Below are 25084 nucleotides of genomic sequence, written 5' to 3'. Positions count from 1 at the left end.
TTATTTATGCGTTTTTCTTTACACCAAGTGTTACCTTCTCGCCGTTGATGTTCCATTCCTTGGAATAGCCATCTACACTTCCGGTTACCAGTGCATCTGCCATAACGTCAGACTTGATGCTGTCAGCATTTGCATTCATAAGTCCGGTTGCCTTGTCGCTTCCCTCTGCATAGACTGTGATCTTGTCCATTACTTCGAAGCCGGCTTCCTTTCTCATGGTCTGGATCTTGGATACAATCTCTCTGACAAATCCTTCCTCTAAGAGTTCTTCTGTCAGATTTGTGTCAATAACAACTGTTACCGCACCGTCTGCCTCTGTAACGTAGCCTTCGGTCTGTGCGATATCGATCAGCAGATCTTCCTCTGCCAGAGATACCTCTGTGCCGTTTACGTCAAATGTCAGAGCACCCTTTTCCTTCAGCTCTGCCATAGCTGCATTTCCGTCAACGGATGACAGATATGCCTTGATTCCGCCTAACTGCTTGCCGTACTTTGGTCCTACGGTACGAAGCTGCGGCTTGAATGTGTAAGAACTGAAGCTTGCGATATCCTCTGTAAATACTACGTTCTTGATGTTCAGCTCGTCTTTGACGATCGCTTTCTCATCCTCTGTCAGCTCTTTTGCTGCCTTTACATACATGGTTCCGATCGGCTGTCTGTTCTTGATATTTGCAGTATTTCTGGCTGCACGTCCAAGAACAACGATCTTTAAGATCTCATCCATAGCTGCCTCAAGGTCTGTGTCGATCATCTTCTCCTCTACCTTCGGGAACTCGCACAGATGAACAGATAATGGAGCATCCTTATCAATGCTTCTTACCAGATTCTGGTAAATATCCTCTGCCATAAACGGAATCATCGGAGCTGCTGTCATGGAGATTGTAACAAGGGCTGTATACAGTGTCATGTAGGCATTTACCTTATCCTGCTCCATACCCTTTGCCCAGTATCTCTCACGTCCACGACGAACATACCAGTTGGAAAGGTCATCTACGAACTCCTCTAATACTCTGGTTGTCTCAGGGATCTTGTATGCTGCAAGGTTCTCATCAACAGCCTTTACGGTTGAGTTCAGCTTTGATAATAACCATTTATCCATCAGTGACAGCTTCTCGTAATCCAGCTCATGCTCAAGTGGATTGAAGTTGTCGATATTTGCATATAATACATAGAATGCGTAAGTGTTCCATAAGGTTCCGAGGAACTTTCTCTGGCACTCGATAACCGCATCTTCATGGAAACGGTTTGGAAGCCATGGAGCGGAGTTGCTGTAGAAATACCACCGGATCGCATCTGCACCGTATTTGTTCAGTGCATCCATCGGATCTACGGCATTTCCCTTGGACTTACTCATCTTCTGTCCATCCTTATCCTGTACATGTCCGAGGACAATTACATTCTTGAACGGAGCCTTGTCAAATAACAGGGTTGAGATCGCCATCAGAGAATAGAACCATCCTCTTGTCTGGTCAACTGCCTCGCTGATGAAGTCAGCAGGGAAATGCTTCTCGAAGATGTCTGCATTCTCAAACGGATAATGCCACTGTGCAAATGGCATGGAACCTGAATCGAACCAGCAGTCGATAACTTCAGATACTCTGTGCATCTGCTTACCGCACTCCGGACATTTGATCGTTACAGCGTCGATGAACGGACGGTGCAGCTCGATCTCATCCGGGCAGTTGTCGCTCATACTCTTTAATTCTTCGATCGAACCGATCGCATGACGGCATCCGCATTCACATTCCCAGATATTTAACGGAGTTCCCCAATAACGGTTACGGGAAAGTCCCCAATCCTGTACATTCTTTAACCAGTCACCGAAACGTCCCTTACCAATGCTCTCAGGGATCCAGTTTACGGTGTCGTTATTCTTAACCAGCTTATCTCTGACTGCTGTCATCTTGATAAACCAGGTATCTCTTGCGTAGTAGATCAGCGGAGTATCACATCTCCAGCAGTGTGGATATTCATGCTCGAACTTTGGTGCGTCGAACAGAAGTCCTTCTTTGTCAAGGTCAACCAATACCTTTGGATCTGCATCCTTTACGAAGATTCCCGCATAAGGAGTTTCCTCTGTCAGATCACCCTTGCCATCTACGAACTGTACAAATGGAAGATCGTACTTTCTTCCTACATTTGCGTCGTCCTCACCAAATGCAGGTGCGATATGAACGATACCTGTACCATCTGTCATAGTTACATAAGAATCACATGTGATGTAGTGACCCTTCTTATGCTGCTTCTCGCATACAGGCTTTACGCACTCATATAATGGTTCGTACTCTTTGTATTCCAGATCTTTTCCTTTGTATGTCTCCAGAACTTCATATGCAGGTACAGCAGGTGTATCGTCTGTAGCCTCCTTTGCAAGGGAACCGAGTACCTTGTCTGCCAGTGCTTCTGCCAGATAATAGGTATATCCGTCCGCCGCCTTTACTTTGACATAAGTCTCATCCGGATTTACACAGAGGGCTACGTTTGATGGAAGTGTCCAAGGTGTAGTTGTCCATGCAAGGAAATATGCATCTTCGCCGATAACCTTGAATCTTACAACTGCGGAACGTTCCTTTACAGTCTTATAACCCTGTGCTACTTCGTGGCTTGACAGTGGAGTTCCGCAGCGTGGACAATATGGCACGATCTTGAAGCCTTTGTATAAAAGTCCCTGATCCCAGATCTTCTTCAGTGCCCACCACTCGGACTCGATGAAATCATTGTGGTATGTTACATATGGATCATCCATATCTGCCCAGAATCCTACCTTGCCAGAGAATTCTTCCCACATACCTTTGTATTTCCATACGGATTCTTTACATTTCTGAATAAATGGCTCCAGACCGTATTCCTCGATCTGCTCTTTGCCATCGATTCCTAAAAGTTTCTCAACTTCCAACTCTACAGGAAGGCCATGTGTATCCCATCCTGCCTTTCTTACTACGTTATGGCCCTTCATTGTCTGATATCTTGGAATCATATCCTTGATAACTCGTGTAAGCACATGGCCGATATGTGGCTTACCATTTGCTGTTGGAGGTCCATCATAAAATGTGTAAGTCGGAAGATCCTTTGTTTCTTCCACACTCTTCTCAAATACCTGATTTTCTTTCCAGAAATCCAGAACCTTCTGTTCTCTGTCTACGAAATTCAATTTGGTCGATACTTTTTCGTACATGTTGTTCTTCCTTTCTTTTTATTCAATGTATGCAAAATATTATTAGACAAACTTTTCTATAAAGTAAAAAAAGCCGCCGCCGCAAAAAGGACGAAGGCTTAAAGTTCTCGTTATACCACCTATTACTTGCATACTAACATATGTGCTTCCCGTAACGAGGGAATGACGTCAGAGCCTACTGGCTGTCGTTTTCGGTCTGAAGCTTAAGAGTGATCTTCCATCATCTTCTACTCGCACCGGTCTTGCACCATCTCCGGCTCGCTCTGCCTTTCAAACATGATCTACTGTCTCTGTCATCGCTTTTCTTCTTATTTTTATCAACCTTGAGTATAGCAACCATGAGCGTTCTTGTCAAATTATTTTTTATAAAATACCTCTTGACATATTATACTATGCGTCATATAGTATAGTGCATAAGGAGGTATACATATGGATATTCAATTAAAACGCGGTATGCTGGATGTCTGTGTACTGGCTGCGATCAAGGATGAAGATTCTTATGGATATCAGATCATCAAGGACATGAAACCCTTTGTAACGATATCGGAATCTACATTGTATCCGATCCTGCGAAGACTGGAAGCCGGCGCATTCCTCACCGTTCGCTCCGTAGAACACAACGGACGGCTTCGGAAATACTATCATATTACCGATGCGGGCAAAGCACGAATCGAGGAATTCAAAGAAGAATGGAAAGAACTTGAATCTATATATCGTTTTATTATCAGAGAGGAGAATGACAATGACTAAACATGAATATTTGTCGGCGATCCGAGGAAAGATCCGGAAAATGCCGGCAGACGATATTAATAAATTTATGGATTATTATAGTGAAATGATCGATGACCGTATGGAAGATGGTCTGTCGGAGGAAGATGCGGTTGCCGATATGGATGCCCCGGACGATGTCGTTGACCAGATTCTGGCAGATATGCCACTAACGAAACTTGTGAAAGAAAAGATCAAACCATCCCACCGGTTAAAAGCATGGGAGATCATTTTGCTGATTCTTGGCTCTCCTATATGGGCTCCGCTGTTACTGACCGCGATCGTTCTGGTCATTGCCATGGCGGTTGTCATTTTGGCACTTCTCCTGTCCTTCTATGCGATCGTACTCTCGATGGCAGTTGCAGGTATCGGCGGGCTGCTGGGAGTTATTCCATTTTTTGTTACACAGAATGTTCCGGCTGCCCTTTTCATGCTTGGAGCTGCATTTGCCGGAATCGGACTTGCGATCCTGTTCATCGTAGCCGTAAAGCCTGTTACGATCGGCATTTTCAAGCTGTACAAGGCATCCGTCAATGGAATTAAGAGAATGTTTGTAAAGGAGAGATAATTATGAGTAAATCCAAAAAAGCTGTTATTGTTGCTTCTATATTTATAGTGGTCGGCGTCATTATCGCTTTCTTAAGTATTGCAATTAACGGATTTCATTTTCCAAATGGTTCTGTCGACCTGCTCGGTATGAAAGCCTTGCCAGACTATGTAAAGAAAACAGTTCAGATCACAGATGATTTCAACGCCGTTGACATCGCAGGCGAAGCATCTACCGACGTCATGATCAAAAACTCCGACAACGGAACGAATTACATCGAATATTATGATACAGATGGTCTGACCAACCATGCAGAGGTTGTTGACGGCGTGCTCACCTTCCGCTGCGAAGACAAACGTACCCACCATCCGACAATCTCACTCGGATTTGGTCAGGATACTACTACCGTTGTTTATCTGGCAGATAAAGAATACGAATCTATCCAGGTAACCACAGCAAGTGGAGATATCGACTATCTGTATTCTCACAAGACTGATAGCAAGCCAGTGTTTAACGCTTCATATACCAGTCTTAAGACAAACAGCGGTGACATCCATATCGCAGATATCGAAGCTAATACCCTCACAGTCAAAACTACATCGGGTGATATCTCTATCAGCAATGGTTCATTTACAACTAAGCTGGAGCTTCATGCCTCAAGCGGTGATATCCAGTTGAACCGCATAACAACAGATCAGGCAGAATTCTATACCACAAGCGGCTATGTATCAGCCAGTGACATTACTGCTAATACCAGTCTTTCCAGTAATACGACGAGTGGCGATATTGATATGTCCATCACGACCGCTGATGCGATCAGCATTTCTGCTACGAGCGGCGACATTGATCTGGATCTTGCTTCTGACCGAAGCTACAGTTTCTTAGCAGATACACAAAGTGGCGATGTTGATATTCCACATGGCGCAAATTATTCCGAATATGAATGTGGCGTCAGCACGACCAGCGGCGATATCCGCATTAGGCAGGAGTAACCCCCCTGCCCTGTTAAAAGTGCGCTACCCCATTGGTCAGCCAGATTAATTTTCCGGTATGGGATGGATCTCCACACATCATCAGCCAGTCTCCACCGCCATAGCAGAAACAACCAAGGATTCCGCAGATCATGGCTAACGCCAGTGTCTTTGTCTGTACTTTACAATCTTTCATTTCAAATCTTCTCTACTTTAACGTAGAATGGCATTGGTTAGTGTTTGCTAACCAATGCCATTCTAGCATATTATCTTATCCTCATCAAAATGCCGTGAACATACTCAACACGGACACCAGACATATGATAATCCCCAGCCATTTGAGAAACAGTTCTATTTTCCGGTTCACTTTGTTCGTTCCCGGATCGTATACCTTGCGCTGCTCTCTGGAATAGTACATCGGATATTCGCTGCCAACCGGATGCTTCTTCCGGCTCAATTCCTGCGCCAATTGGTAGTTATGCACACTATCATCATAAGGATCATTGTACTGGATCGTAAGGATCGCCTTCCCCGGCGTCAGTGTCTTGGCTCCCGGCACTTCTCCAACTACCTTCCCCGGAATCATCACATCCATGTAATCATTTTCTTTTACCTGTTTCTTCTTCATGCCACTTCCTGTAAAAAGGAGAATGATGCCGGATGCAAATGCAACCAGCCGCTGCACAAGCATCCACCCGGTCGTTCCCGTCATATCCGGTATGACATTTCTCTCCATCAGCTCCTGTGCCATGAAAAATGCTCCAAACAAAACAAGCCCGGCTCCAAATCCTATTATGATATAGATACCTTTTTCCATCTCATCCATAGCTGACAGCTTCGGATGGTTTTCCTTTAACAACTGATCAACCGTTGATCCCGAAGCAATATTGTCCAATAACTGCTTTAATTTCCTACGTCGTTTTTTCAACCGGATAAATTCGTATATCCCCATGATCAACATGCCAATTCCCACAAGAATAATGAACATGATTTTTAACATTCGCATCATTTGTAACTCTCCCCTTGTCGTCCTGTCTGGCAGGACATGATATTCTTTCATTATAATAAATATTGATCTTTTTCTCCATTATATCTTCACTATTTTTTCACTAATTTTCACTATTTTTCCTTATTTTTCATTATGCACTTTCATTAGCTGATTCTGTATAATTGTTACCTTGTACCAGCACATATATAAACTTACAAACTGCACATTTTTAATTTTGAATAAATAAAAAAAGTTTCAACTTGAAGCCGGCTCCATGAATTGACTTTCCTGCGGCAAAACAGTATGCTGATTATAGGAAAATTCGGTTGAATCAGGAGGTGCTGTTCCATGGCAGAAGTCATTGCAAAAGCAACAGATGTAGAAGTGATATACGGTGATAAGCCTGCACTTGATAAAATAAATATGTCCGTGAAAAAGGGCGACATTTATGCTCTGATCGGTAAAAACGGTGCAGGAAAAACGACACTTCTCCGCCTGTTTACCGGACAGAATGCCCCTGATTATGGCATCATCGAACTTTTTGGAAAGAAGGGAACACATGGACTAAATGAAGCCCGGAAAAGAACCGGTGCTATCATCGAAACTCCGGCGTTTTATCCATTTTTCTCTGCGGAACGCAATCTGGAATATTACCGTATCCAACGCGGAATCGACGATCCATCCATTGTTGAAACAGTTCTGAAGGAAACGGGACTCTATGAAGCAAAGGATAAGAAATTCAAAAATTTCTCTCTCGGCATGAAACAGCGTCTGGGAATCGCCCTGTCGCTCATGCACGATCCGGAATTTCTGATCTTAGATGAACCGATCAATGGTCTAGATCCTGCCGGCATCGTCGAGATGCGAAAGCTGATGCTGCGGCTGAACAAAGAGAACGGACTCACAATCATCATTTCCTCCCATATTCTATCCGAGCTTGCAAACATGGCAACCTGTTACGGTTTCATCGACCATGGTCAGATCTTACAGGAAATGTCTGCTGAAGAACTAGAAGCAAAAGAAAAAAGCTATGTAAAGGTGCATACCAGTGACGGTGAAAAAGCTGCTGAAAGTCTTTCAAAAGAGCTCCAACTCGACGCATCCTACAATGAAGATGATGATACCATTTATATTTATTTTGAAAATAACGCGGTTTACCCGACTGAGAAGATCAGCCGTTTCTTATTTGAAAAGGGATACGATCTGTACTCACTGGAGATTGCGAAAACTACACTGGAAGATTTCTTTATTGAACTGTTAGGAGGGACAACGATTGAATAATTTCCTCAAAAGTGAATGTTACAAAGTAAGCCATCGGGCTTATCCATATACCCTGCTCATTATCGGAGCGGTCATTGCTATTTTGATCAACGTATCTGTCTGGTATGCCATCCATGTTATCCGGATCCCATTTACGATTGAAGGTGCAGATATTATGAATGCCGGTCTGTACATGATGGCAACGATCGTCTGGTACTGCATTATTTTCACCACCGATATCGGTTTCTCCGGTGAATGGAGGAATAATACGATGAAGAATATCGTGTCATTCGGAACCAGCCGGAACACAATTTTCTTTGGCAAATGTATCGTGAATACACTATTGCTGCTTATCGGAATCGTTGTGGTATCTGCAGCCTATCTGCTGACGAATTACATCTGTTTTCGTCATGATGGAAGTCTGACCGCTTCGGCATATCAGAATTATTTTCTGCGTTTTGTGATCATGCTTCCTATGATCATCGCCGGACAGACAATGGCATCCTCCCTGTGCATGTTCTTCTCCACAGACCTTCTGTGGTGCGGTATCTATGCTGTAGTCGTTGCCCTGCTGCCAAATGGCATCATGCTTTTCTATGCCATTTTCCCGGAAGTAGAAGCACTCCGTATCATCTACACCAATCTTCCTACCGTCTGCCTGACCGCTGTTGCATGGCAGACACTAACCACCGGCCTGATTGTTCACGCTATGGAGATCGCCGCCGTACTTCTGATCCTGCCAACCGTTATTTCCCTGTTGGTGTTCCAGAGGAAGGAGATAAAATAAAAACAGACACACACCCTACCCTGCGGATACGACATGCATCTGTTCTTATACTTTATATGGATTGTTCTGATTATTCCCCTTCGATCAATGATACAGGATCGACTGGTTTGCCATCTTTGGTAATTGCGAAATACAGATTTGTTCCTTCTTTTGAATAATAACGGCTTGGTTCTGCTACAGTGCCAATGGTGCAGCCGGCATCTACCACCTGACCAACGGATACATTGATATCCTTAAGCTGTCCATACATGACTTCATAGCCATTTCCAAGGGATGCCTTTACCACATTTCCAAATTCCGGTGTGCTTGTGATCTCTGTGATCTTGCATTTGTAAGCGGCTAAAACTTTGTCATTTTCTGCTGCTTCCAATACGATTCCGGCATTGCATTTGTACTGGTTTAATGTCTCGTAGAATACTGTGGTATCCATACTGAATGGAATGATCACATTTCCGTTTAGTGGCCACATAAGAGCTGTACTGCCGTCATAGTTCAGTTCGATCTGTTCTTCCGCCTTGGCAGCATTTGCTCCGGTTTCTACTTCTGAGCTTTTCTCTGTTGTTGCTTCTGTCTTATCCTCTGCTTTGGCGGTACCGCCAAGTGTTTCCTTTACTGCTTCTGTTGTTCCGAGATTGCTTCTGTCTGCGGTTTCTTCTACTGCCTCCGAGCTGACAGCATTTTCATCATCTGACTGGGTTTTCACATTATATAGAGCTACAAGTCCTACAAGTGCCACCATTCCGGCGATCAGGGCAATGTAGAAAATATTTCTCTTAATAACATTCAAAAATTTCTTCATGTTTATCACCTCATGGATATTGTTGCCTGAACTTCCGGATTATATACACAGGCAAATATTTTCCATAAGCTTTTTATTCATCTTATGCATTTTGTCGTATCCTGCCACCAGCGAAATGAAATGATTTGCAAAGCAACCACTTTTGCAATTCCAGCTGTATTTTCAAATATCCTCAATATATTGGTAATCGTCCTTATATGTTTTCGCAGGTGTTTAATATGCCGCTCCATCCGCGATCGAAGTTTCCGGATAATAGTATGCAATGATCTCACGATATGTACTGCCCTGATCGGCTTTCCATCCGGCTCCGTACAACGACATTCCAAGGGATGAGCCTTTACCGATCGAGATGATCCGATATCCCTCCTCGACCTGATCGATATGAAAATTTGTCGTTCCAAGTGACAGGGTCTGTGCAAATGTCTCTCCGGTCACGACCGTCCCGAACACATTTACCTTTCGGACAAATCCTGATTTCGTCGCCTCAAGCACAGTCAGTGCATCCGCATCCACTGCCTGTTCCTCACTCTGTGCTGAACCAGTCGTCGCAGATTCGTTTTTTTCAACATCCACGTCGGTCTGCCCCAGATTCTCTGATCCGTCAAACGCTTCTCCCTCTCCATTCATGCCAAATTCTTTCTTTATACGAAGCGCACTGTAAATCTTTGTCGATGAAAAATCCGGCGACTGGATATCCTGACTGCTGTCAACGGATACCAGATATGGAATCGCAGTACCATATAATTCCTCTGCACTAATAGTTACCCCTATGCTGACTGCATGACTGACAGGAATAATAAGTCTGCCATCATAAACGATAACCTGTCCCATTGTATCCTTCACAGCCTGATATACCATTTCCATATTCTGCTTATATTCTTTCCCCCATTTTTGCTTTAATTCATCTTTCTCCACACGGATCTCTTTCAGATCTCCCTCATTGATGATCTTGCCTCCGCCATTTGCAGTGTCCGCCTGATCGTTCATTTCATAATAGATCGCAGTCCGGGTCAGAACTGCCATCGTCTTTGTCATCTCCACATTCCACGACGGGTCATATATCCCGGCAAGGACATACAAAATATATTCTTCACAGTCGATCAGCCTGTAGTTCTCATTTTGCAGGATACACACATCCCGGCTGCTACTAAGTGCCGCGATCCGGGCATCCGACACATCCCGATAACGCACAAAAAGCCTGGTTCCCACATATGGAATTGCAAATGCTAACAAAACCATGGTGAACCAGGCTAGAATCCTGTTATTTTTCTTCATACCATCACATCCTGTCCTGTCATCATTCCGGAAAAATCCGATTCGCTTCATACGATTTTCCTGTATTATTTATTCTATGATGCACAGGTGCAAAATATGATTGATTCATTATACAAACAGGCCATCCGGCTGTCTGCCGATATTACTGTTTATCTCATATACATGATCACTATGCTTTCTTGCCAAGAGCTTTCTTTCTCGCAAGATATTTCTTCTTGATATACTTTCCTGCTGTGGATAAGTCACCTGACTTCCAGCCGGAGGTTTTCTTTGTTGATGGTTTAAGCAAAGATGCCGACTCGTTCTTATTACTGAGGCTCCAACAGAAATAACTGATGTTATATTTGTTGAGCAGCTTCATCCATTTGTCTGCGGATGCCTTGTTAATGGCTCCGTCGCCACTGGCTGGTGACAGACCAAACTCAGATACAATGATCGGAAGCTTCTTCTTTCTTGCATAAGCAACCTTTGCCGGAAGATATTCATTGTGCGCCCACTCACTTGCGTAGAAATGCAGGGAGTACATGATATTCTTATATCCCTTGATCGGGCTGTCTGCAACTTCATTTGACGTTCCATCCGTTCCAAGCTGTGACCAGGTTGGTGTTCCCACGATAATAACTGCTTTCTTGTCGTATTTGCGGATCGTTTTGATAATGTCTGTCGCATAGGATTTGATCTCTTTCCAGCTACAGCCATTTGGCTCATTGCAGATCTCATAAATAACATTTTTATTGTTCTTATATTTCTTTGCCATCGTGGTAAAGAATTTCTTCGCCTGTGACTTGTTCTTATTCGGGTTTCCGTCACTTAAGATATGCCAGTCGATGATCGCATACATACCAAGATCAGTCGCATACCCGACACCTTTATCCACCAGTTTCCGAAGCTTTGCCTGACTGCCGCCACTGCAATAGCCATTGTATTCTTCGGTATACATTGCCAACCGGATCGCATTCACGCCCCAGTCATCACGAAGCGTCTTGAATGCTTTCTTATTCACATATGGCGATCCGACATCCCAGTTGATTCCATGTGTGCTGATACCGCGAAGCTGGAATTTATTTCCCTTACTGTCGACCAGGTCTGCTCCCTTTACAGACAGTCTTCCATGCTTTGCAACCGGTGTTGTAGCTGCCGCTTCCGCCGTTCCATTTCCATCAAATACACAGATTGTAAACAGCATAACAACTGCCATGATCCATGCAATCAGACGTTTTCCCTTTCTCATACGCTCTCCTCCTGTTTTTGCATTTTTCTGTATTTATAGTACCCTACTTTTTCTTTTCTGCCAAGAACCCATGGATCATTTTTTACCGGATTTTATCATTATTTTTACCTTGTTTTTCTTGACAAATAGGTGCGCCCATACTATTATGAGAGCGTATTCAAGATTAACTATGTAATCGCTTTTAAGCGGACGTATGGATTAAGGTTTTAATCGTATTTCTCTCATAAATGATGCACGTTTTCATTGGGTACAAGCAAGAAATATATAAGGAGGTACCCACATGAACAACGGTACAGTAAAATGGTTTAACGCAGAAAAAGGTTATGGATTTATCTCAAACAATGACGGAAGCGGAGATGTATTCGTTCATTTCTCAGCTATCCAGGGTGAAGGATATAAGACACTTGTTGAAGGTCAGCAGGTTACATTCGACACAGAGGAAGATCCTAAGGGTGGTTCAAGAACAAGAGCTACTAACGTTGTAATCGTTAAATAATTTTCTACTTTGAATAAAAAGGCTGAGGCTCTATATAATTTATTCCGCAGAACACTTTCGTTCGAACAGGTCTGCTTCATAAATTATATAGAGCCTCAGTCTTTTATTAAGTTTTTCTTTTATTATTTCTCTAAGATATCGATATCTAACATTTACAGATCAAGGCTATTTTCATTTTGATATTTTAGGGACATTGTGCCCTTCTTTTTCAACAGAAAACCTAAAATTAAACATAACAAAACACAGGGATTGCCCCTGCACAGACTATAAGCCCCATTATAATATGACATCAGTGAAGGTTTCGTCGTGAAATGCATATTGCCAGTAAATACGAGCGCTTGTCTGAGCCAACGTTTAGTTGGCGAGTTAGCGCAGGAGTATTTACGAATCAGGCATATGCATTGAACAGAAACCGCAGCGAGTCATTTATAATGGGGCTTATGGTCTGTGCAGGGGCAATCCCTGTGTTTTATATTTAAATTAAGCTTTTATTATTTCTCTAAGATATCATAGATCAGATCCATGATCTTGTCGCCTGCTTCTGCGGACATCTTCTGAGCCTCATCATATGAACTGCCCTTGATTCCATAGTAGAACTTGATCTTTGGCTCTGTACCGGATGGTCTTACTGCAAGCCATGCATCATTCTCTAATTCATAGTAGAGAACATTTGAGTTCGGCATACCGGTCTTAACAGTTTCGCCAGTCTCAAGGTTCTTGATCGTCTCCAGACGGTAGTCACGAACAACCTTTGTCTTATATCCGGCGATCTCTGCCGGTGTATTATCACGAAGTACATTCATGATGTGTCCAATCTTCTTGGAACCTTCTACACCCTTCAGAGTTACAGTCTTGATATCATCTACATAGTAGCCGTATTTCTCATACATATCCATCATAACATCCCATAAAGTCTTACCCTGTCCTTTATAGAATGCAGCAGCTTCGCAAAGTGCCATTGTTGCTACGATGGCATCCTTATCTCTTGCATGTGTTCCGATCAGACAGCCGTAGCTCTCTTCGAAACCAAAGAGGTAAGTTCCCTTTCCTTCCTGCTCGAAACGTAAGATCTCACGTCCGATGTTCTTGAAACCTGTGAAGCACTCGATCAGGTCTGTATTGTAATATTTTGCGATCGCATCAACCATATTTGTTGTAACGATCGTCTTAATGATCGCACCGTCCTCTGGCAGTTTGCCATCGCGTGCTTTCATCTGACTTACTTCATATTCACACAGAAGGCTTCCTGACATGTTACCGGTAAATACCTTATATTCGCCTGTCTTGGAATCCTTTGCATATACACCAAGTCTGTCTGCATCCGGGTCAGTTGCAAGAACGAGGTCTGCATCTACTTTCTTTGCAAGATCAAGAGCAAGGGCAAATGCTTCCTTTGCTTCCGGATTTGGGTAATCAACTGTTGGGAAGTTACCATCTGGAAGTTCCTGTTCCGGAACAACATATACATTTTCAAATCCAAGATCAGAAAGAATTCTTCTTGCAGGAATATTTCCGGTACCATGAAGTGGGGTATATACGATCTTCAGATCCTTACCATATTTATCAATAGCATCCTGATGAAGAACCAGCTTCTTCAGTTCGCCCATATATGCATCATCAACTTCTGCACCGATCGTTACCAAAAGTCCTGCTTTGATCGCATCGATCATTTCCATTGTCTTGGTATCTGCAAAATCTGTAATGGCCTTAACCTCTGCCATGATTCCTGTATCATGTGGAGGTGTGATCTGCGCACCGTCTTCCCAGTATACTTTATAACCATTATACTCCGGTGGATTGTGGCTGGCTGTTACATTAATACCTGCTACACAGTCCAGATAGCGAACTGCAAATGACAGCTCCGGTGTCGGACGTAAAGACTCGAATCTGTATGCCTTGATTCCATTTGCTGCAAGACATAATGCTGCTTCCATGGAAAACTCCGGTGACATTCTTCTGGAATCATATGCAATAGCAACACCCTTATCCTGTTTGCCCTGCTTGATGATATAATTTGCAAGACCCTGTGTTGCTTTACGGACAACGTACTTGTTCATTCTGTTTGTTCCGGCACCGATAATACCACGAAGTCCGGCAGTACCAAATACCAGATCACAGTAGAATCTTTCTTCTATCTCTTTTGGATCATCCTTGATTGAAAGAAGTTCATCCTTGGTCTCCTGACCAAATAACGGATTGTTGACCCACTGCTCATATACTTCCATATAATTGCGTTCGCTCATTTTAATATTTCCTCCTGTGCGTTCCTTTAAAACATTACACTTAATATATTTCCTAAATCCCAAAGTTAGATTTTCTCACACATGACATTATACATTCAAATTCCTAACTTGTGAACCCATAATGATTGCAAAAATCACTTAAAAATTTCTGCTTTTCTTGTTCATCTGTTATAAGTTTACTGAGTTTTTCAAGATTTGCAGGGGAAATCCAGCATTTTCTGGAGTTCATATAACGATTGCTGACCTTCCAGAACTTCTCCGGATAACTATATAATATGTAGATATATCGATAATCTTCTCCGGTAAGCGGCAGAATACGATCGTATTCTTCTATGATCTTCACCGCCATATTGAAGTTATAATTATTCTTTTCCATGACCTTCCGGATGAACTGATATAAGTCGATCAACTGATATCCGACATGAAACCGGTCGAAATTCACAGTCGCCAGATACCCCCCGCAAAATAACACACTATGGTAATTATATGCTCCATGGCAATATCCGATATGCCCGGCAATATTTGTCCGGTCGCAGGCATCCATCATCGCCTGGCAGTCGATTGCCTGTCTGTAAAATGCGTCATACGCTTCTATATATAAGAGCTCAAAATCATTCTTCGTCGGACGCTTTGAGATAAAGCTCCGGATTTTTTTCATTTCCTGCGTTTTTCGTCTGAAGTTGCCCGGCTCACGGTACGCATACGTTCTCCCCTCTTTTGCATACAGCTCACGCCCCCGGATATGAAATATCGCAAGATTTGCAGCCGCCTGATTCAGATCGCAGATACTTCCGGGATTACATTCCCGTCCCTCAAAATATTCCCGCATCACATATGGATTCCCGTAGCGGTCGCAGGTGATCAGCTCTCCTTCCCGGTTCGGCACGCAACGGTCAATATGGTGAAATCCTGTCTCATACAGATTTTCCTTAAATTCCCGTTCCTGCTCCAGCCGCTCCTCGCTGCCGTCAAATGGAGATATCTGCCTGATTCCCTGATCCGTTTTCAGGATCATAGATCCCCGGCCTCTGACGGCACCCAGTATTTCCATGTCATATGCTTCGTAGACTTCACTCATTTTCTCAGACAAAAAATCCCCTCCTTGAATTGTCTTCATACTTTGTATGAATCGGAAATCCCGATAAGTAATTGTATGAGGGAACCTTCAAATTCATTCTTAATTTCTGCCCAGAAAATTTGCGCACTTTCTATAATCCACGTATTATATTCAAATAGTCTTGTCTGCCATCCACTACCGCATATACAATAACCGTTTTCTTCTCTTCATTAATTTTATAAAAAACCAGATCCTTTTTTAGTATAAGGACTTTATATCCTTGTCGTTTAAGAACAAGGTATCTTGGATCTGTTCCAATATATGGATCATTTCCAAGTTCAAGAATTTTTTTCTCTATATAATCAAGTTGTTCCAAAGCTACTTCATTGCCAAAATTCTGAGCTATATATAAAATTATTTTTCTGATCCCTGCATCCGCAGTATCAGTTCGTATTACCTCATATTCCATACTTAGCCCTCCTGAAGCATTCTACGCAAATCATCAAATGTTTCAGTTATCGGTGCAACACGATTATTTTTTATATCATCCTCTGCCTCAGCTAATATTTCAAGTAACTCTATACGAGCTTTCATATTTTTATATTCTTCATATGAGAGGGCTACCATATCACCTCTGCCATTTACTGTAATAATTACCGCTTCTTTATTTTCCTTACATTGTTTTGAAATATCATTATAATGGTTTCTTAAATCAGCCGATGGTCTGATTGATTCCTTTAATGTTAACATAAAAACCACCTCCGTTTATATTATATGCAAATTATATCATAATATGTCTATTTGTCCAATGTGTTTTACTGCCTGCAGGATTTCTTCGTTTCTTCGTTTTCCGAAATCGAACAAACCCATACGAATATACAGCAATGATAAATCCGTAGATCAATAAGAGCGGAATACTCAATGATCTCTTTCCATTTATAACTTGGGATCAACGGAATCTGGTGTGCCATCAGTGCTGCTGAGCTAATAACCCTTATTATCACTGTGACCCTCCTGATGAAAAATAAGAGCAAATACGGATATTAATCCGCTGTCCACTCCTTTAACGCTGCGGACAGTCTGCGGTCAATATCTTTTCTGGTTGCCTCACATTCCTTTGGATAATCTTTTGCAGCCTTAAAAACAAATTTCAATACAAATTTGAGTCCAACCGGAAGTGCGATCCGAAGCAAAGTTTCCGGCAATACAAAGTGAGTACCATGTTCATAAACAAGAGCATCGTATTCACATGTATGTGGATGTTCCTTCAAACGCTGATCCATACGGCGGACATATTTGCCAGCCTCCCAGAAGCTGTCATCATCCGCACCGATCAGGAATAAGCGGCCTTTTATATTCTCAACCTTTACCATTTCTTCCTCTGTATGCGGTCTTGCCTTTTCCGAATCTATAAACAAGCAGGTCGACCGTGTGATATCACCGGAGCCTTTTGTTTCTTCCTCAATCTTCTGCCAATACACCGGATGTTCATAGACAAATGGCATATAAGGCAGCGGCTTTCCCTGCCATGAAAGTGTGGATGCATTCGATATCGGCCATTCCTTACAGCCATCCTTTTCTCCCTGTTCAAATCCCTGCCATACAAAATCACTGGCAGTAAGCCCAATCGTCATCGTAATATCCGGGAAATAAGATGCTGCAACGATCGCATCCATTCCGGCCGTGCTCATCCCCATAATACCGATTTTCCGGTTTCCATGATCCTGTAACCACTTTATTGCGGTCTGAATTCTTTCCAGCGGATTGTTGACATGACTGTAATTTTTTCTGCCCGGAGATACACACATAACATTTACACCCTGTCTGTGAAGCCATTTTGCTCCACATTTCGCCATATAATCATTCGGATCATCCCCAAATAATCCGATCACGGCACAATCCGCCCCTTTGGAATTTTCGTAATACGTTCCATAAAATCCATCTTTTTCGTTTTCAAAAAATTGTTTTTTCATGTTATTCTCCTACCTCTAACACAAGTTAGTATGTTCTAACATCCATGGACAGTATACTCTAAATGACTGCCAGATTCCACACTTTCTTACATTTTCTTATCATATTCATCTGCAATACAATATCGGCAGATCAGATCCGTAAGCTCATCGATGACTTTTTCTTTATCATAGTCATTTCCATAGAAGGTCACCTCATGCACAACGGACTCCAACGCACATTGAAGGATCAGGGATGTGGTCTTTAGATCAGAGATTCTGAGCATTTTTTTATTTGTCTCAAGCAGTGAGAAAAATGTCCGAAATGCACCCGCGCGCGCCCTTGCTTCCAGTTCGTGCAAGTCATCATACTGCAGGGACAAGGCGGATATCTCCTTCTGGAATGCTGTCATGTATTCATGATTATGTAGGATCAGAGCAACGTATTTTCTGACAAATTCTCGCGGAGATGTGAACCCGGACACATCCATGATCGTGATCTCCTGCAAAGATTCATTATAAAGATCCGTGATCAATTCCTCATATAACGACTTCTTATCAACAAAATAACTGTAAAATGTGCCGATCGACACATTTGCTTTCTTTGCAATCTCGTTGCTGCTGGTATTATGAAACCCTTTTGTCGAGAACAGCTCGACCGCCGCTTTCTTCAGTGCTTCCTTTTTCTCAATGCTTCTTTTCTGTTTTGGGATACGAATTTCTTCCGGCATGTGTTACTCCTTTATGTAAAAAACAATTCCATTCATATAGTTTTACTGTTTCCAGTATAAGCATATAAAAAAATAAAGTCAATAAAACATGAGTATATACTCACATTTCTATTGACAGCAAAATCCCGGCGTGATATTCTACAGCCATACATAATATGAGTTATAACTCGCATTTTATTAATATAATATTATGTGTTTGCAGAGATATTACTTTTTAGAATACATTGAACGAACGATATGTGAAGTAAAAAACAGCAAACTTTCAGATTATGGAAAATCATGCTGACTTTTCAAACATATTGAAAGGAAATTTTGGAGGTAAAACATGATAAAGATTGAGAATTGGTCAACAGAAGATATAGAAAAATACGGCAGACTGATCGGGGAAGCATTTGCCGCATCTCCCGGAATCGCAGAGACAATTCCACATGATGACCTCGTCAAATCTTTCGAAATCATTACTGAATTCTATTACCGGATGGGTACGTTATATACAACCTCCGAAAAATATGAAGGCTTCCTCGCATACTGGGATAAGAATACCAGACAGCCCCTCGGACCTGCTCTGCATATGATCCGGAGAATGCTGCGCGAGATACCATTTAAATCATTATTAAATATCGCAACCGGATCAAACGAGCAATATAAGAAATTATACCGCAAAGAAAAAGATTATATCGCCGTCTCGATGGTAGTCGTCTTACAGGCTTATCAGGGACAGGGCTTCATGAAGAAGGTTCTGGAGCTGCCATTTGCAGAAGCCGCCAAACGTGGCTGCCCCTGCATTCTTGACACCGACAACATCCAAAAGGTTGTCAAATACGAACATTGCGGCATGACGAAAACTGCCGAGAAGAAGATGGCACATGATATTACTCTATATACCATGGCATATCTTCCTACATCCGCATAAATCCTGACATCATACAACCGCCTGCCGCACCGGCTTCCATCACCTGTGGCAGGCGTTCTTCATTGATTCCACCGATCGCATATACCGGGACCGGACAATTCGCACAGATCTCACGAACAAATTCCAGCCCTCTGCCCTTCAACCCTTTCTTACATTCTGTCTCAAATATCGTTCCAAGCACAATCTGTGTCGCTCCGCTCTTAACTGCAAGCTCGACATCCTCCATGCTGTGACAGGACACACTGATCTCTTTAAAATTCGTTGTCAGCACATCACGCTGAACATCCGGCAAATCCTGCAACACAGGAATCGACAAATGAATATTCTCACAGCCAAGTCGTTCTGCAATCTCCATTCTGGAATGCAGAAAGACAGGTATGCCTGCCGTTTTGTATATTTCTAAAACCTTCGCTGCAAGCTTCTCATATTCTGCATCCGGCAGGTCTTTTTCCCGCAGGATCAATGCATGCGGATGCACCTGCGAAACCTTTTGAAGCTGCTCCAGAAATTCTCCGTTTACCAGCGCGCGATTGGTGATCACGATCGCATGCTCATAACATTTACACATAGATATAATCGTTTAAGACCGGCTGTAAGCCGCCCTTCTCCATATCCTGATACATGGACGTAAAGGAACGATCATCGTTGATCTCGAACTGCTCATCTCCTACATCCGCATCTTCCTTTCCTTCGTATTTCTCCTCATGATCACCGATTCCGGTCGATACTCCGGCAGAAACCTTTGTTGCACAGATCTTCGTAATTCCGTTTCGGAATGTTGCGCTCTCACGGCTCGATACCGTGATTCCGACAAATGGCAAGAACATCCGATATGCACAGAGCACCTGACAGAGCTCCTTCTCACCTACATCCCTTGGATTGATCTTCTCATTATTCACGATCGGACGCAGACGCGGACAGCTCAATGATAATTCTGCATGTGGGTATTTGCGGTTGATATAATAGACATGAAGTGCCGTTGCCAGTGCATCCTTTCTGAAATCATCTAGTCCCAGAAGTGCCGAGAATCCGGCTCCACGCATACCGCCCATCAATGCACGCTCCTGCGCATCAAAACGATATGGCCAGACGCGCTTATGTCCCATCAGATGCAAGGTCTCGTATTTGTCCGTGTTGTATGTCTCCTGAAAAACAGTCACATAATCAACACCACATTCATGCAGATATTTGTATTCATCCACATTTACCGGGTAGATCTCGATTCCGATATTCTTAAAATATTTTCTTGCGATCTTCACCGCTTCCCCGATATATGTAACATCCGAATATGCCCGGCTCTCGCCTGTCAGGATCAGAATTTCTTCCATGCCGGTATGCGCAATAACCTGCATCTCATGCTCGATCTCCTCCATCGTCAGCTTCTTCCGGCGGATGTTGTTATAACAGTTGAAGCCACAGTAAATGCAGTAGTTCTGGCAATAGTTTGCAATATAAAGCGGTGTGAAGATATAGACCGTATTTCCAAAATGATTCTTCGTGATCTCCTCTGCTTTCCTTGCCATCTGTTCCAGATACGGTGCTGCTGCCGGTGACAGCAATGCCTTAAAGTCCTCGATCGTACAGCTCTCATGTGACAGCGCACGTTCTACATCTGCCGCAGTATAGGAATCATAGTCATATGCATCCATAGCCGCAAGTACTTTGTCCTTGATATCCGAATCGATCACCTGCATGCCTTCCATATATTCCATATGATTTGTCCGGAACGATGCATCCTGTTCCAGACGATGCTTGCGCGCTAGCGCTTCCTGTGGAAGCTTGTCACTGTCAACAAAATATACCTGATTTTCTTCATTCATTTCCGACTGCCCCCTAACGCAAGAAACCTGTCAAAGGATCCGATGCACTTCCGCCTCTTGCAAGTACACGTCCCATTCCGGTCAGGTATGCTTTTCTTCCGGCTTCGATTGCAAGCTTAAATGCTGCCGCCATCTCCGGTACATTACCTGCTGTTGCAATGGCTGTATTTGCCATGATCGCAGCCGCACCCATTTCCATCGCTTCACATGCCTGAGATGGTTTTCCGATGCCGGCATCCACGATGATCGGCAGGTCGATCTCATCGATCAATACCTGGATCATAGCCTTTGTCGCAAGCCCCTTATTACTTCCAATTGGAGCTGCAAGCGGCATAACAGCAGCCGCACCTGCATTCTGAAGATCCCTTGCTACATTTAAATCCGGATTCATATATGGCAGTACCACGAAGCCTTCCTTTGCAAGGATCTCGGTTGCTTTCACAGTCTCATAATTATCCGGAAAAAGGTATTTTGCATCACGCATGATCTCTACCTTTACAAAATTACCACAGCCCATTGCCCGGCTAAGTCTTGCGATGCGGACAGCCTCTTCGGCATTTCTTGCACCGGAAGTATTCGGAAGCAGGGTAACTCCTTCCGGAATATAGTCCAGAATATTCTCACTTTCCTGTGTATTTGCACGTCGTAATGCAAGGGTGATAATCTCTGCCCCTCCCTGTTCGACTGCTGCCTTGATCAGATTCAGGTTGTATTTGCCTGATCCTAAAATGAAACGGCTCTTGAATTCCTTGCCGCCTAAAATGAATTTATCTTCCATGTTGTCTCCTTTTCAATATAAATTAAGTATTAGAAGAAATATGCTATCATGCTTGAACACCTTGACATTACCAACCAAGGGACGCTTCCGCTCGTTGAGTCCTGCAGCGGTACTAAGATGCCCCTTATGCGCCATCAAGTACCGGCGGACTCAAATGCCCTTGTTTTGGTATATCAAGGCATCCGAGTATCATGTAATCTCCAATTTTCTCTAACATTTATTTCTCCATTATCAATTGTAATACTTTGTTTGCTTCATGAGCTGCGCAGGCAGCTACCCGCGGAGCGATGAGTCCTATACCGTCGCCGACATCAGTGCTCTGATCTCCGCACACATACAGGCGGCGCATCATCTGGCGCGTTTTTATCGCATTCGTATCTACATACCCTGCCATTCCATTTCCTGATACAACAGTTGCATCCGGACACTGCATCAGTAGTTCACGCACCAGCATTGCCTTCTGATCCGGTTTGTCAAATGCTTCACATACGATAGGATATTCACCGAATAACTCCTTTACATTGTCCGGGGTTACTTTCGTCTGCACTGTCTCATACGTCAGATATGGATTGATCTGATACAGGGTTTCGAGCAGGGCTTCCGTCTTCGGCTTCCCGAGCTGGGATATAAAGTACATCTGACGATTGAGATTTGTCACATCCACCACATCGAAATCCACCAGAAGCAAATGTCCGACGCCGCTTCTTGCAAGCATGACTGCAATATTTGACCCCAGTCCACCGATACCTGCAACAGCCACCTTCGCCGCACGTAACTTTACCTGCATCTCTTTCGGAAATCTTGCATCAAATGCACGATCCAGTTCTTCCTGTGAGATCAGCTCCTGCATTTTCTTCTGCATCTCTGTCATGTCTCAACCTCCACCAACAAATCGTAATACTTCGATCACATCTTCATCCTGAATGATCGTATTGCCAAGTTCATCTTTTGGAATAATGTCGAGATTCCGTTCTACAACGACACGTTCCGGCTCAAATCCGGCTTCCTTCAAATATTCCAGAAGATTCTTACCGGCAATCTCTTTTTCTTCACCATTGATTTTTACCATGTATGTTCTCCTATCTTTCATAATTACACATTTTCTGCACTACAGGACAAATGCCCTGTAACACAAAAAGGCACCGGATCATACAACCATAACGGTATGATCCGGCGCCTGTTATCTTCCTTGTGAAAAGTGGTGCCCCCAGTTCACAAATATTCATATGAAATTATATTACCTTATGCAGGGTATTTGTGCAAGGACTTATTCATCTCACTATTGCAAACCGGAGTTTATTAAAGACGATTACCACTCATCTACTTCTATAAGTTTTTCCTGCAATGTCTCCTCAAGATCTGTAAAAGCTGGAATAAAACTATCTCGTATAAACACGATCAATTCATCAATTTCTTCCTCGTTATATATATGAATTGATGTATTTCTTTTTTTCAACATCAGCAGCCAAACAGATGAGTCGTTCACAAATCCGACTTTATACCCGACCTGTAATATTTCTCTTGGCGAACCTGTTTCCGCTCCTTCTACTCCATGCATTCTCAGCACTTCCTGCAATGCTTTCCAGGCAAGTTCAAAAGTCAGATTAAACTGCCCAACAACACCCATTCGATATATATCATTGCTGTCTGCAAGTTCAAAATCTGCTTGCTTTAATATATCAAGGCAATTTGCAAAATTATCTAGTTTTTTCATATATAACAACCCCATCCCTTTCAATTTCTTTTTTTAATTCTTCCGTAACCCTTGAATTCATATCAACCACATCAAAAGAAAGGAGCGAATGGATGTTTTCTTTTATATTCCAATAAAAAGAATCAAAATCCCCACCGTACACAGCTAAATCCACATCACTTCTCTCTGTATGATCTCCTCTTGCCCGAGATCCAAACAAAACTATTTTTATAATTGAATTTTCTTTTGCAAACGCTGTAATTTCCTTTATAACTCTATCCGGAAGATTATATGCCATTTGTCTCCCTCCATAACGGATAATTCTTCTCTCAGTTTACCACAGCATATTTTATTTTTCTATAGGCATATTCATACAGTATCATGAGGATTTTTTAAGGATATATTTTTGAATATTTTCATCCTACATCTTAAAAATCTGCTTTGCCTTGCCATTTGTAAATTGTATAACCGGTCCTGAGATTATAACTGTGATGATCGTACATACTCCAAACTTCCCTCCCATAAGCACGCCTGTCACGACCATTAAAATATCTAATATCATACGAACGATCTTAACCTGCCAGTTATTTTTCTCTGCCAATGCAAAAGTTACTGCTTCATAAGAACCTCTGCCAAGAGATGCAGATGCATACAGACCTGTTCCAACTGCAAATAAGACCACACCTGCCAGCATAATGAAGAAATTTATCCACATGTATTTGCTGTATATATGGCATTTTGCAAATACATCCACACACCCACTGTACACAACCTGATATAAAAATGTTCCTATATGAATCTGCGATCTGTCATAAATAGCCGCAAATAAGATCATCACAACAGCTACAACAAATGAAGCCATTCCGATACTTATATGAAATGTTTCTGAAATACCCTGCCACAAAACTGCAAGTGTTGCGCCTCCAAATCCCGCATACAAGGCAAGTGTGATTCCATAAGCTGCAATAACAGAACCTACTATAATTATCACTATTTTTTTCAACCAATTCTTTGATGACATCATGTTCTTCCTCCATCTTCTGTAATTACATAAATAAAAAAGACTATAGAGCATACTGTTATGTTCAGAAACAGCAAAATCTATAGTCTTCTTTAACGCCGAGACAAGCATTTATATTGTTCTATATATACTGCATTGTATTGTTTTTGTCAATTTCCTTACTTCTTTATCATTCCAATTTATTTTTCACTTGACTATAATTTCATTTTTTTGCTAAATACGAAAGTTGCAAAAGACAAGTGCACAAATGAAATCCAGAATGAAGATGCGCAGATCGTTGAGAATGCAATGTATTAAATTCTGGTCACATGGAAATTACAGCAGTCATCCCCCTGTGCCAGCGTCTTCGTCCGATGTAACTGCCCGCCTTCATTCCGGTAATTCCGCTCATCCATATTGCACAGACACGGAACAAATTCAAAACAGTTTTCCCTCTTACCGAGCTTACAGATACCACATTCCGTATATGTATTATAGAATTCATCGATTCCCTTTTCGTAATGGAATTTCCAGTCAAGCTCATATTTTGATGCCTGGCTTGCTATACTGTAGGATTACAATACATGTGTTACAACTGAATAT

28 protein-coding genes are annotated in these 25084 nt (G+C 42.6%); 7 read left to right on the top strand and 21 right to left on the bottom strand.

The window, feature by feature from the left end:
• Positions 1–4 precede the first annotated feature (4 nt).
• Entirely contained in the window at positions 5–3175 is a 3171-nt protein-coding gene (gene ileS / locus DWW43_RS11330) for an isoleucine--tRNA ligase (protein ID WP_119963630.1), read from the bottom strand.
• Positions 3176–3604: 429 nt separating this feature from the next.
• On the opposite strand from ileS, the gene DWW43_RS11325 reads away from it, so the two are divergent.
• The 3 genes from DWW43_RS11325 to DWW43_RS11315 are packed head-to-tail and all read left to right on the top strand — an operon-like array spanning position 3605 to position 5482.
• Positions 3605–3925: a PadR family transcriptional regulator gene (locus DWW43_RS11325; protein WP_008402371.1), complete on the top strand. Its 321-nt coding sequence runs from the start codon at positions 3605–3607 to the stop codon at positions 3923–3925.
• Positions 3918–4511 (top strand): DUF1700 domain-containing protein, encoded by a 594-nt coding sequence (locus tag DWW43_RS11320; protein WP_119963629.1) that lies wholly within the window; start codon positions 3918–3920, stop codon positions 4509–4511. The genes DWW43_RS11325 and DWW43_RS11320 overlap by 8 nt, the downstream gene beginning before the upstream one ends.
• A gap of 2 nt (positions 4512–4513) precedes the next feature.
• Positions 4514–5482: a DUF4097 domain-containing protein gene (locus DWW43_RS11315; protein WP_119963628.1), complete on the top strand. Its 969-nt coding sequence runs from the start codon at positions 4514–4516 to the stop codon at positions 5480–5482.
• Positions 5483–5495: 13 nt separating this feature from the next.
• Here DWW43_RS11315 and DWW43_RS12135 read toward each other — a convergent pair whose 3' ends face one another.
• Both DWW43_RS12135 and DWW43_RS11310 read right to left on the bottom strand, forming a co-directional pair.
• Positions 5496–5657, bottom strand: a complete 162-nt coding sequence (locus DWW43_RS12135; protein WP_165853071.1) for a hypothetical protein — start codon at positions 5655–5657, stop codon at positions 5496–5498.
• 84 nt (positions 5658–5741) lie between these two features.
• The gene (locus DWW43_RS11310) at positions 5742–6470 is read right to left on the bottom strand and encodes a hypothetical protein (protein ID WP_119963627.1); all 729 of its coding nucleotides are present in this window, start codon (positions 6468–6470) and stop codon (positions 5742–5744) included.
• 327 nt (positions 6471–6797) lie between these two features.
• Here DWW43_RS11310 and DWW43_RS11305 point away from each other — a divergent pair, with 327 nt between their 5' ends.
• Complete coding sequence (locus DWW43_RS11305) at positions 6798–7730, top strand: ABC transporter ATP-binding protein (RefSeq protein WP_119963626.1); 933 nt, start codon at positions 6798–6800, stop codon at positions 7728–7730.
• Positions 7723–8496, top strand: coding sequence for an ABC transporter permease subunit (locus tag DWW43_RS11300; RefSeq protein WP_119963625.1), 774 nt, complete (start codon positions 7723–7725; stop codon positions 8494–8496). The genes DWW43_RS11305 and DWW43_RS11300 overlap by 8 nt, the downstream gene beginning before the upstream one ends.
• Positions 8497–8566: 70 nt before the next feature.
• On the opposite strand, the gene DWW43_RS11295 is transcribed toward DWW43_RS11300, so the two are convergent.
• The 3 genes from DWW43_RS11295 to DWW43_RS11285 all read right to left on the bottom strand — a co-directional run bounded on the left by DWW43_RS11295 (position 8567) and on the right by DWW43_RS11285 (position 11801).
• Positions 8567–9295, bottom strand: a complete 729-nt coding sequence (locus DWW43_RS11295) for a M23 family metallopeptidase (protein ID WP_119963624.1) — start codon at positions 9293–9295, stop codon at positions 8567–8569.
• A gap of 213 nt (positions 9296–9508) precedes the next feature.
• A complete protein-coding gene (locus DWW43_RS11290; protein WP_119963623.1) occupies positions 9509–10621 on the bottom strand; it encodes a SpoIID/LytB domain-containing protein in 1113 nt (370 codons plus the stop codon).
• Between the two features lie 118 nt (positions 10622–10739).
• Positions 10740–11801: a glycoside hydrolase family 5 protein gene (locus DWW43_RS11285; RefSeq protein WP_119963622.1), complete on the bottom strand. Its 1062-nt coding sequence runs from the start codon at positions 11799–11801 to the stop codon at positions 10740–10742.
• A gap of 280 nt (positions 11802–12081) precedes the next feature.
• Here DWW43_RS11285 and DWW43_RS11280 point away from each other — a divergent pair, with 280 nt between their 5' ends.
• On the top strand, positions 12082–12297 hold the full coding sequence (locus tag DWW43_RS11280; RefSeq protein ID WP_008402359.1) for a cold-shock protein: 216 nt from the start codon (positions 12082–12084) through the stop codon (positions 12295–12297).
• A 491-nt stretch (positions 12298–12788) separates the two neighbouring features.
• Here DWW43_RS11280 and DWW43_RS11275 read toward each other — a convergent pair whose 3' ends face one another.
• The 7 genes from DWW43_RS11275 to DWW43_RS11250 all read right to left on the bottom strand — a co-directional run bounded on the left by DWW43_RS11275 (position 12789) and on the right by DWW43_RS11250 (position 18277).
• Positions 12789–14540 carry a phospho-sugar mutase gene (locus tag DWW43_RS11275; RefSeq protein ID WP_021944177.1) on the bottom strand — a complete coding sequence of 584 codons (1752 nt, stop codon included), beginning with the start codon at positions 14538–14540 and terminating at the stop codon, positions 12789–12791.
• A gap of 103 nt (positions 14541–14643) precedes the next feature.
• The gene (locus DWW43_RS11270) at positions 14644–15630 is read right to left on the bottom strand and encodes a hypothetical protein (protein WP_242997308.1); all 987 of its coding nucleotides are present in this window, start codon (positions 15628–15630) and stop codon (positions 14644–14646) included.
• Between the two features lie 118 nt (positions 15631–15748).
• Positions 15749–16066: a type II toxin-antitoxin system RelE/ParE family toxin gene (locus tag DWW43_RS11265; RefSeq protein ID WP_021944224.1), complete on the bottom strand. Its 318-nt coding sequence runs from the start codon at positions 16064–16066 to the stop codon at positions 15749–15751.
• A gap of 2 nt (positions 16067–16068) precedes the next feature.
• Positions 16069–16347 carry a type II toxin-antitoxin system Phd/YefM family antitoxin gene (locus DWW43_RS11260; RefSeq protein ID WP_119963621.1) on the bottom strand — a complete coding sequence of 93 codons (279 nt, stop codon included), beginning with the start codon at positions 16345–16347 and terminating at the stop codon, positions 16069–16071.
• Between the two features lie 65 nt (positions 16348–16412).
• Positions 16413–16601 carry a hypothetical protein gene (locus tag DWW43_RS12040; RefSeq protein WP_008399787.1) on the bottom strand — a complete coding sequence of 63 codons (189 nt, stop codon included), beginning with the start codon at positions 16599–16601 and terminating at the stop codon, positions 16413–16415.
• 39 nt (positions 16602–16640) lie between these two features.
• The gene (locus tag DWW43_RS11255; RefSeq protein ID WP_119963620.1) at positions 16641–17570 is read right to left on the bottom strand and encodes an acyl-CoA thioester hydrolase/BAAT C-terminal domain-containing protein; all 930 of its coding nucleotides are present in this window, start codon (positions 17568–17570) and stop codon (positions 16641–16643) included.
• Positions 17571–17656: 86 nt separating this feature from the next.
• Positions 17657–18277, bottom strand: a complete 621-nt coding sequence (locus DWW43_RS11250; RefSeq protein WP_119963619.1) for a TetR/AcrR family transcriptional regulator — start codon at positions 18275–18277, stop codon at positions 17657–17659.
• Positions 18278–18602: 325 nt separating this feature from the next.
• On the opposite strand from DWW43_RS11250, the gene DWW43_RS11245 reads away from it, so the two are divergent.
• Positions 18603–19190, top strand: coding sequence for a GNAT family N-acetyltransferase (locus tag DWW43_RS11245; RefSeq protein WP_119963618.1), 588 nt, complete (start codon positions 18603–18605; stop codon positions 19188–19190).
• Here the strand turns inward: DWW43_RS11245 and DWW43_RS11240 are convergent.
• The 8 genes from DWW43_RS11240 to DWW43_RS11205 all read right to left on the bottom strand — a co-directional run bounded on the left by DWW43_RS11240 (position 19177) and on the right by DWW43_RS11205 (position 24505).
• On the bottom strand, positions 19177–19758 hold the full coding sequence (locus tag DWW43_RS11240; protein ID WP_119963617.1) for a thiamine phosphate synthase: 582 nt from the start codon (positions 19756–19758) through the stop codon (positions 19177–19179). The two genes, DWW43_RS11245 and DWW43_RS11240, sit on opposite strands and share 14 nt — an antisense overlap.
• Positions 19751–21010 carry a 2-iminoacetate synthase ThiH gene (thiH, locus tag DWW43_RS11235; RefSeq protein WP_119963616.1) on the bottom strand — a complete coding sequence of 420 codons (1260 nt, stop codon included), beginning with the start codon at positions 21008–21010 and terminating at the stop codon, positions 19751–19753. The genes DWW43_RS11240 and thiH overlap by 8 nt, the downstream gene beginning before the upstream one ends.
• A gap of 13 nt (positions 21011–21023) precedes the next feature.
• Complete coding sequence (locus DWW43_RS11230; RefSeq protein ID WP_119963615.1) at positions 21024–21788, bottom strand: thiazole synthase; 765 nt, start codon at positions 21786–21788, stop codon at positions 21024–21026.
• Positions 21789–22005: 217 nt separating this feature from the next.
• Positions 22006–22659 carry a sulfur carrier protein ThiS adenylyltransferase ThiF gene (thiF, locus tag DWW43_RS11225; RefSeq protein WP_119963614.1) on the bottom strand — a complete coding sequence of 218 codons (654 nt, stop codon included), beginning with the start codon at positions 22657–22659 and terminating at the stop codon, positions 22006–22008.
• Between the two features lie 3 nt (positions 22660–22662).
• Positions 22663–22857 (bottom strand): sulfur carrier protein ThiS, encoded by a 195-nt coding sequence (gene thiS, locus DWW43_RS11220; protein WP_118482982.1) that lies wholly within the window; start codon positions 22855–22857, stop codon positions 22663–22665.
• Between the two features lie 240 nt (positions 22858–23097).
• Positions 23098–23502: an HI0074 family nucleotidyltransferase substrate-binding subunit gene (locus DWW43_RS11215; RefSeq protein WP_008399774.1), complete on the bottom strand. Its 405-nt coding sequence runs from the start codon at positions 23500–23502 to the stop codon at positions 23098–23100.
• Complete coding sequence (locus tag DWW43_RS11210; protein ID WP_119963612.1) at positions 23486–23779, bottom strand: nucleotidyltransferase domain-containing protein; 294 nt, start codon at positions 23777–23779, stop codon at positions 23486–23488. The genes DWW43_RS11215 and DWW43_RS11210 overlap by 17 nt, the downstream gene beginning before the upstream one ends.
• 123 nt (positions 23780–23902) lie before the next feature.
• A complete protein-coding gene (locus tag DWW43_RS11205) occupies positions 23903–24505 on the bottom strand; it encodes a YitT family protein (RefSeq protein ID WP_347475267.1) in 603 nt (200 codons plus the stop codon).
• Positions 24506–25084 lie beyond the last annotated feature (579 nt).

This window comes from Clostridium sp. AF15-41 (assembly GCF_003604095.1).
Taxonomy (GTDB): Bacteria; Bacillota; Clostridia; order Lachnospirales; family Lachnospiraceae; genus Coprococcus.
The sequence above is the reverse complement of the archived record's forward strand: the minus strand, read 5'-3'. Positions and strand labels throughout refer to the sequence as shown.

Excerpts from the sequence above, each read along its gene's own strand:
- ileS (WP_119963630.1), bottom strand. The coding sequence starts at position 3,175 with ATGTACGAAAAAGTATCGACCAAATTGAATTTCGTAGACAGAGAACAG.
- DWW43_RS11325 (WP_008402371.1), top strand. The coding sequence starts at position 3,605 with ATGGATATTCAATTAAAACGCGGTATGCTGGATGTCTGTGTACTGGCT.
- DWW43_RS11320 (WP_119963629.1), top strand. The coding sequence starts at position 3,918 with ATGACTAAACATGAATATTTGTCGGCGATCCGAGGAAAGATCCGGAAA.
- DWW43_RS11315 (WP_119963628.1), top strand. The coding sequence starts at position 4,514 with ATGAGTAAATCCAAAAAAGCTGTTATTGTTGCTTCTATATTTATAGTG.
- DWW43_RS12135 (WP_165853071.1), bottom strand. The coding sequence starts at position 5,657 with ATGAAAGATTGTAAAGTACAGACAAAGACACTGGCGTTAGCCATGATC.
- DWW43_RS11310 (WP_119963627.1), bottom strand. The coding sequence starts at position 6,470 with ATGATGCGAATGTTAAAAATCATGTTCATTATTCTTGTGGGAATTGGC.
- DWW43_RS11305 (WP_119963626.1), top strand. The coding sequence starts at position 6,798 with ATGGCAGAAGTCATTGCAAAAGCAACAGATGTAGAAGTGATATACGGT.
- DWW43_RS11295 (WP_119963624.1), bottom strand. The coding sequence starts at position 9,295 with ATGAAGAAATTTTTGAATGTTATTAAGAGAAATATTTTCTACATTGCC.
- DWW43_RS11290 (WP_119963623.1), bottom strand. The coding sequence starts at position 10,621 with ATGAAGCGAATCGGATTTTTCCGGAATGATGACAGGACAGGATGTGAT.
- DWW43_RS11285 (WP_119963622.1), bottom strand. The coding sequence starts at position 11,801 with ATGAGAAAGGGAAAACGTCTGATTGCATGGATCATGGCAGTTGTTATG.
- DWW43_RS11280 (WP_008402359.1), top strand. The coding sequence starts at position 12,082 with ATGAACAACGGTACAGTAAAATGGTTTAACGCAGAAAAAGGTTATGGA.
- DWW43_RS11275 (WP_021944177.1), bottom strand. The coding sequence starts at position 14,540 with ATGAGCGAACGCAATTATATGGAAGTATATGAGCAGTGGGTCAACAAT.
- DWW43_RS11265 (WP_021944224.1), bottom strand. The coding sequence starts at position 16,066 with ATGGAATATGAGGTAATACGAACTGATACTGCGGATGCAGGGATCAGA.
- DWW43_RS11260 (WP_119963621.1), bottom strand. The coding sequence starts at position 16,347 with ATGTTAACATTAAAGGAATCAATCAGACCATCGGCTGATTTAAGAAAC.
- DWW43_RS11255 (WP_119963620.1), bottom strand. The coding sequence starts at position 17,570 with ATGAAAAAACAATTTTTTGAAAACGAAAAAGATGGATTTTATGGAACG.
- DWW43_RS11250 (WP_119963619.1), bottom strand. The coding sequence starts at position 18,277 with ATGCCGGAAGAAATTCGTATCCCAAAACAGAAAAGAAGCATTGAGAAA.
- DWW43_RS11245 (WP_119963618.1), top strand. The coding sequence starts at position 18,603 with ATGATAAAGATTGAGAATTGGTCAACAGAAGATATAGAAAAATACGGC.
- DWW43_RS11240 (WP_119963617.1), bottom strand. The coding sequence starts at position 19,758 with ATGTGTAAATGTTATGAGCATGCGATCGTGATCACCAATCGCGCGCTG.
- thiH (WP_119963616.1), bottom strand. The coding sequence starts at position 21,010 with ATGAATGAAGAAAATCAGGTATATTTTGTTGACAGTGACAAGCTTCCA.
- DWW43_RS11230 (WP_119963615.1), bottom strand. The coding sequence starts at position 21,788 with ATGGAAGATAAATTCATTTTAGGCGGCAAGGAATTCAAGAGCCGTTTC.
- thiF (WP_119963614.1), bottom strand. The coding sequence starts at position 22,659 with ATGACAGAGATGCAGAAGAAAATGCAGGAGCTGATCTCACAGGAAGAA.
- thiS (WP_118482982.1), bottom strand. The coding sequence starts at position 22,857 with ATGGTAAAAATCAATGGTGAAGAAAAAGAGATTGCCGGTAAGAATCTT.
- DWW43_RS11215 (WP_008399774.1), bottom strand. The coding sequence starts at position 23,502 with ATGAAAAAACTAGATAATTTTGCAAATTGCCTTGATATATTAAAGCAA.
- DWW43_RS11210 (WP_119963612.1), bottom strand. The coding sequence starts at position 23,779 with ATGGCATATAATCTTCCGGATAGAGTTATAAAGGAAATTACAGCGTTT.
- DWW43_RS11205 (WP_347475267.1), bottom strand. The coding sequence starts at position 24,505 with ATGATGTCATCAAAGAATTGGTTGAAAAAAATAGTGATAATTATAGTA.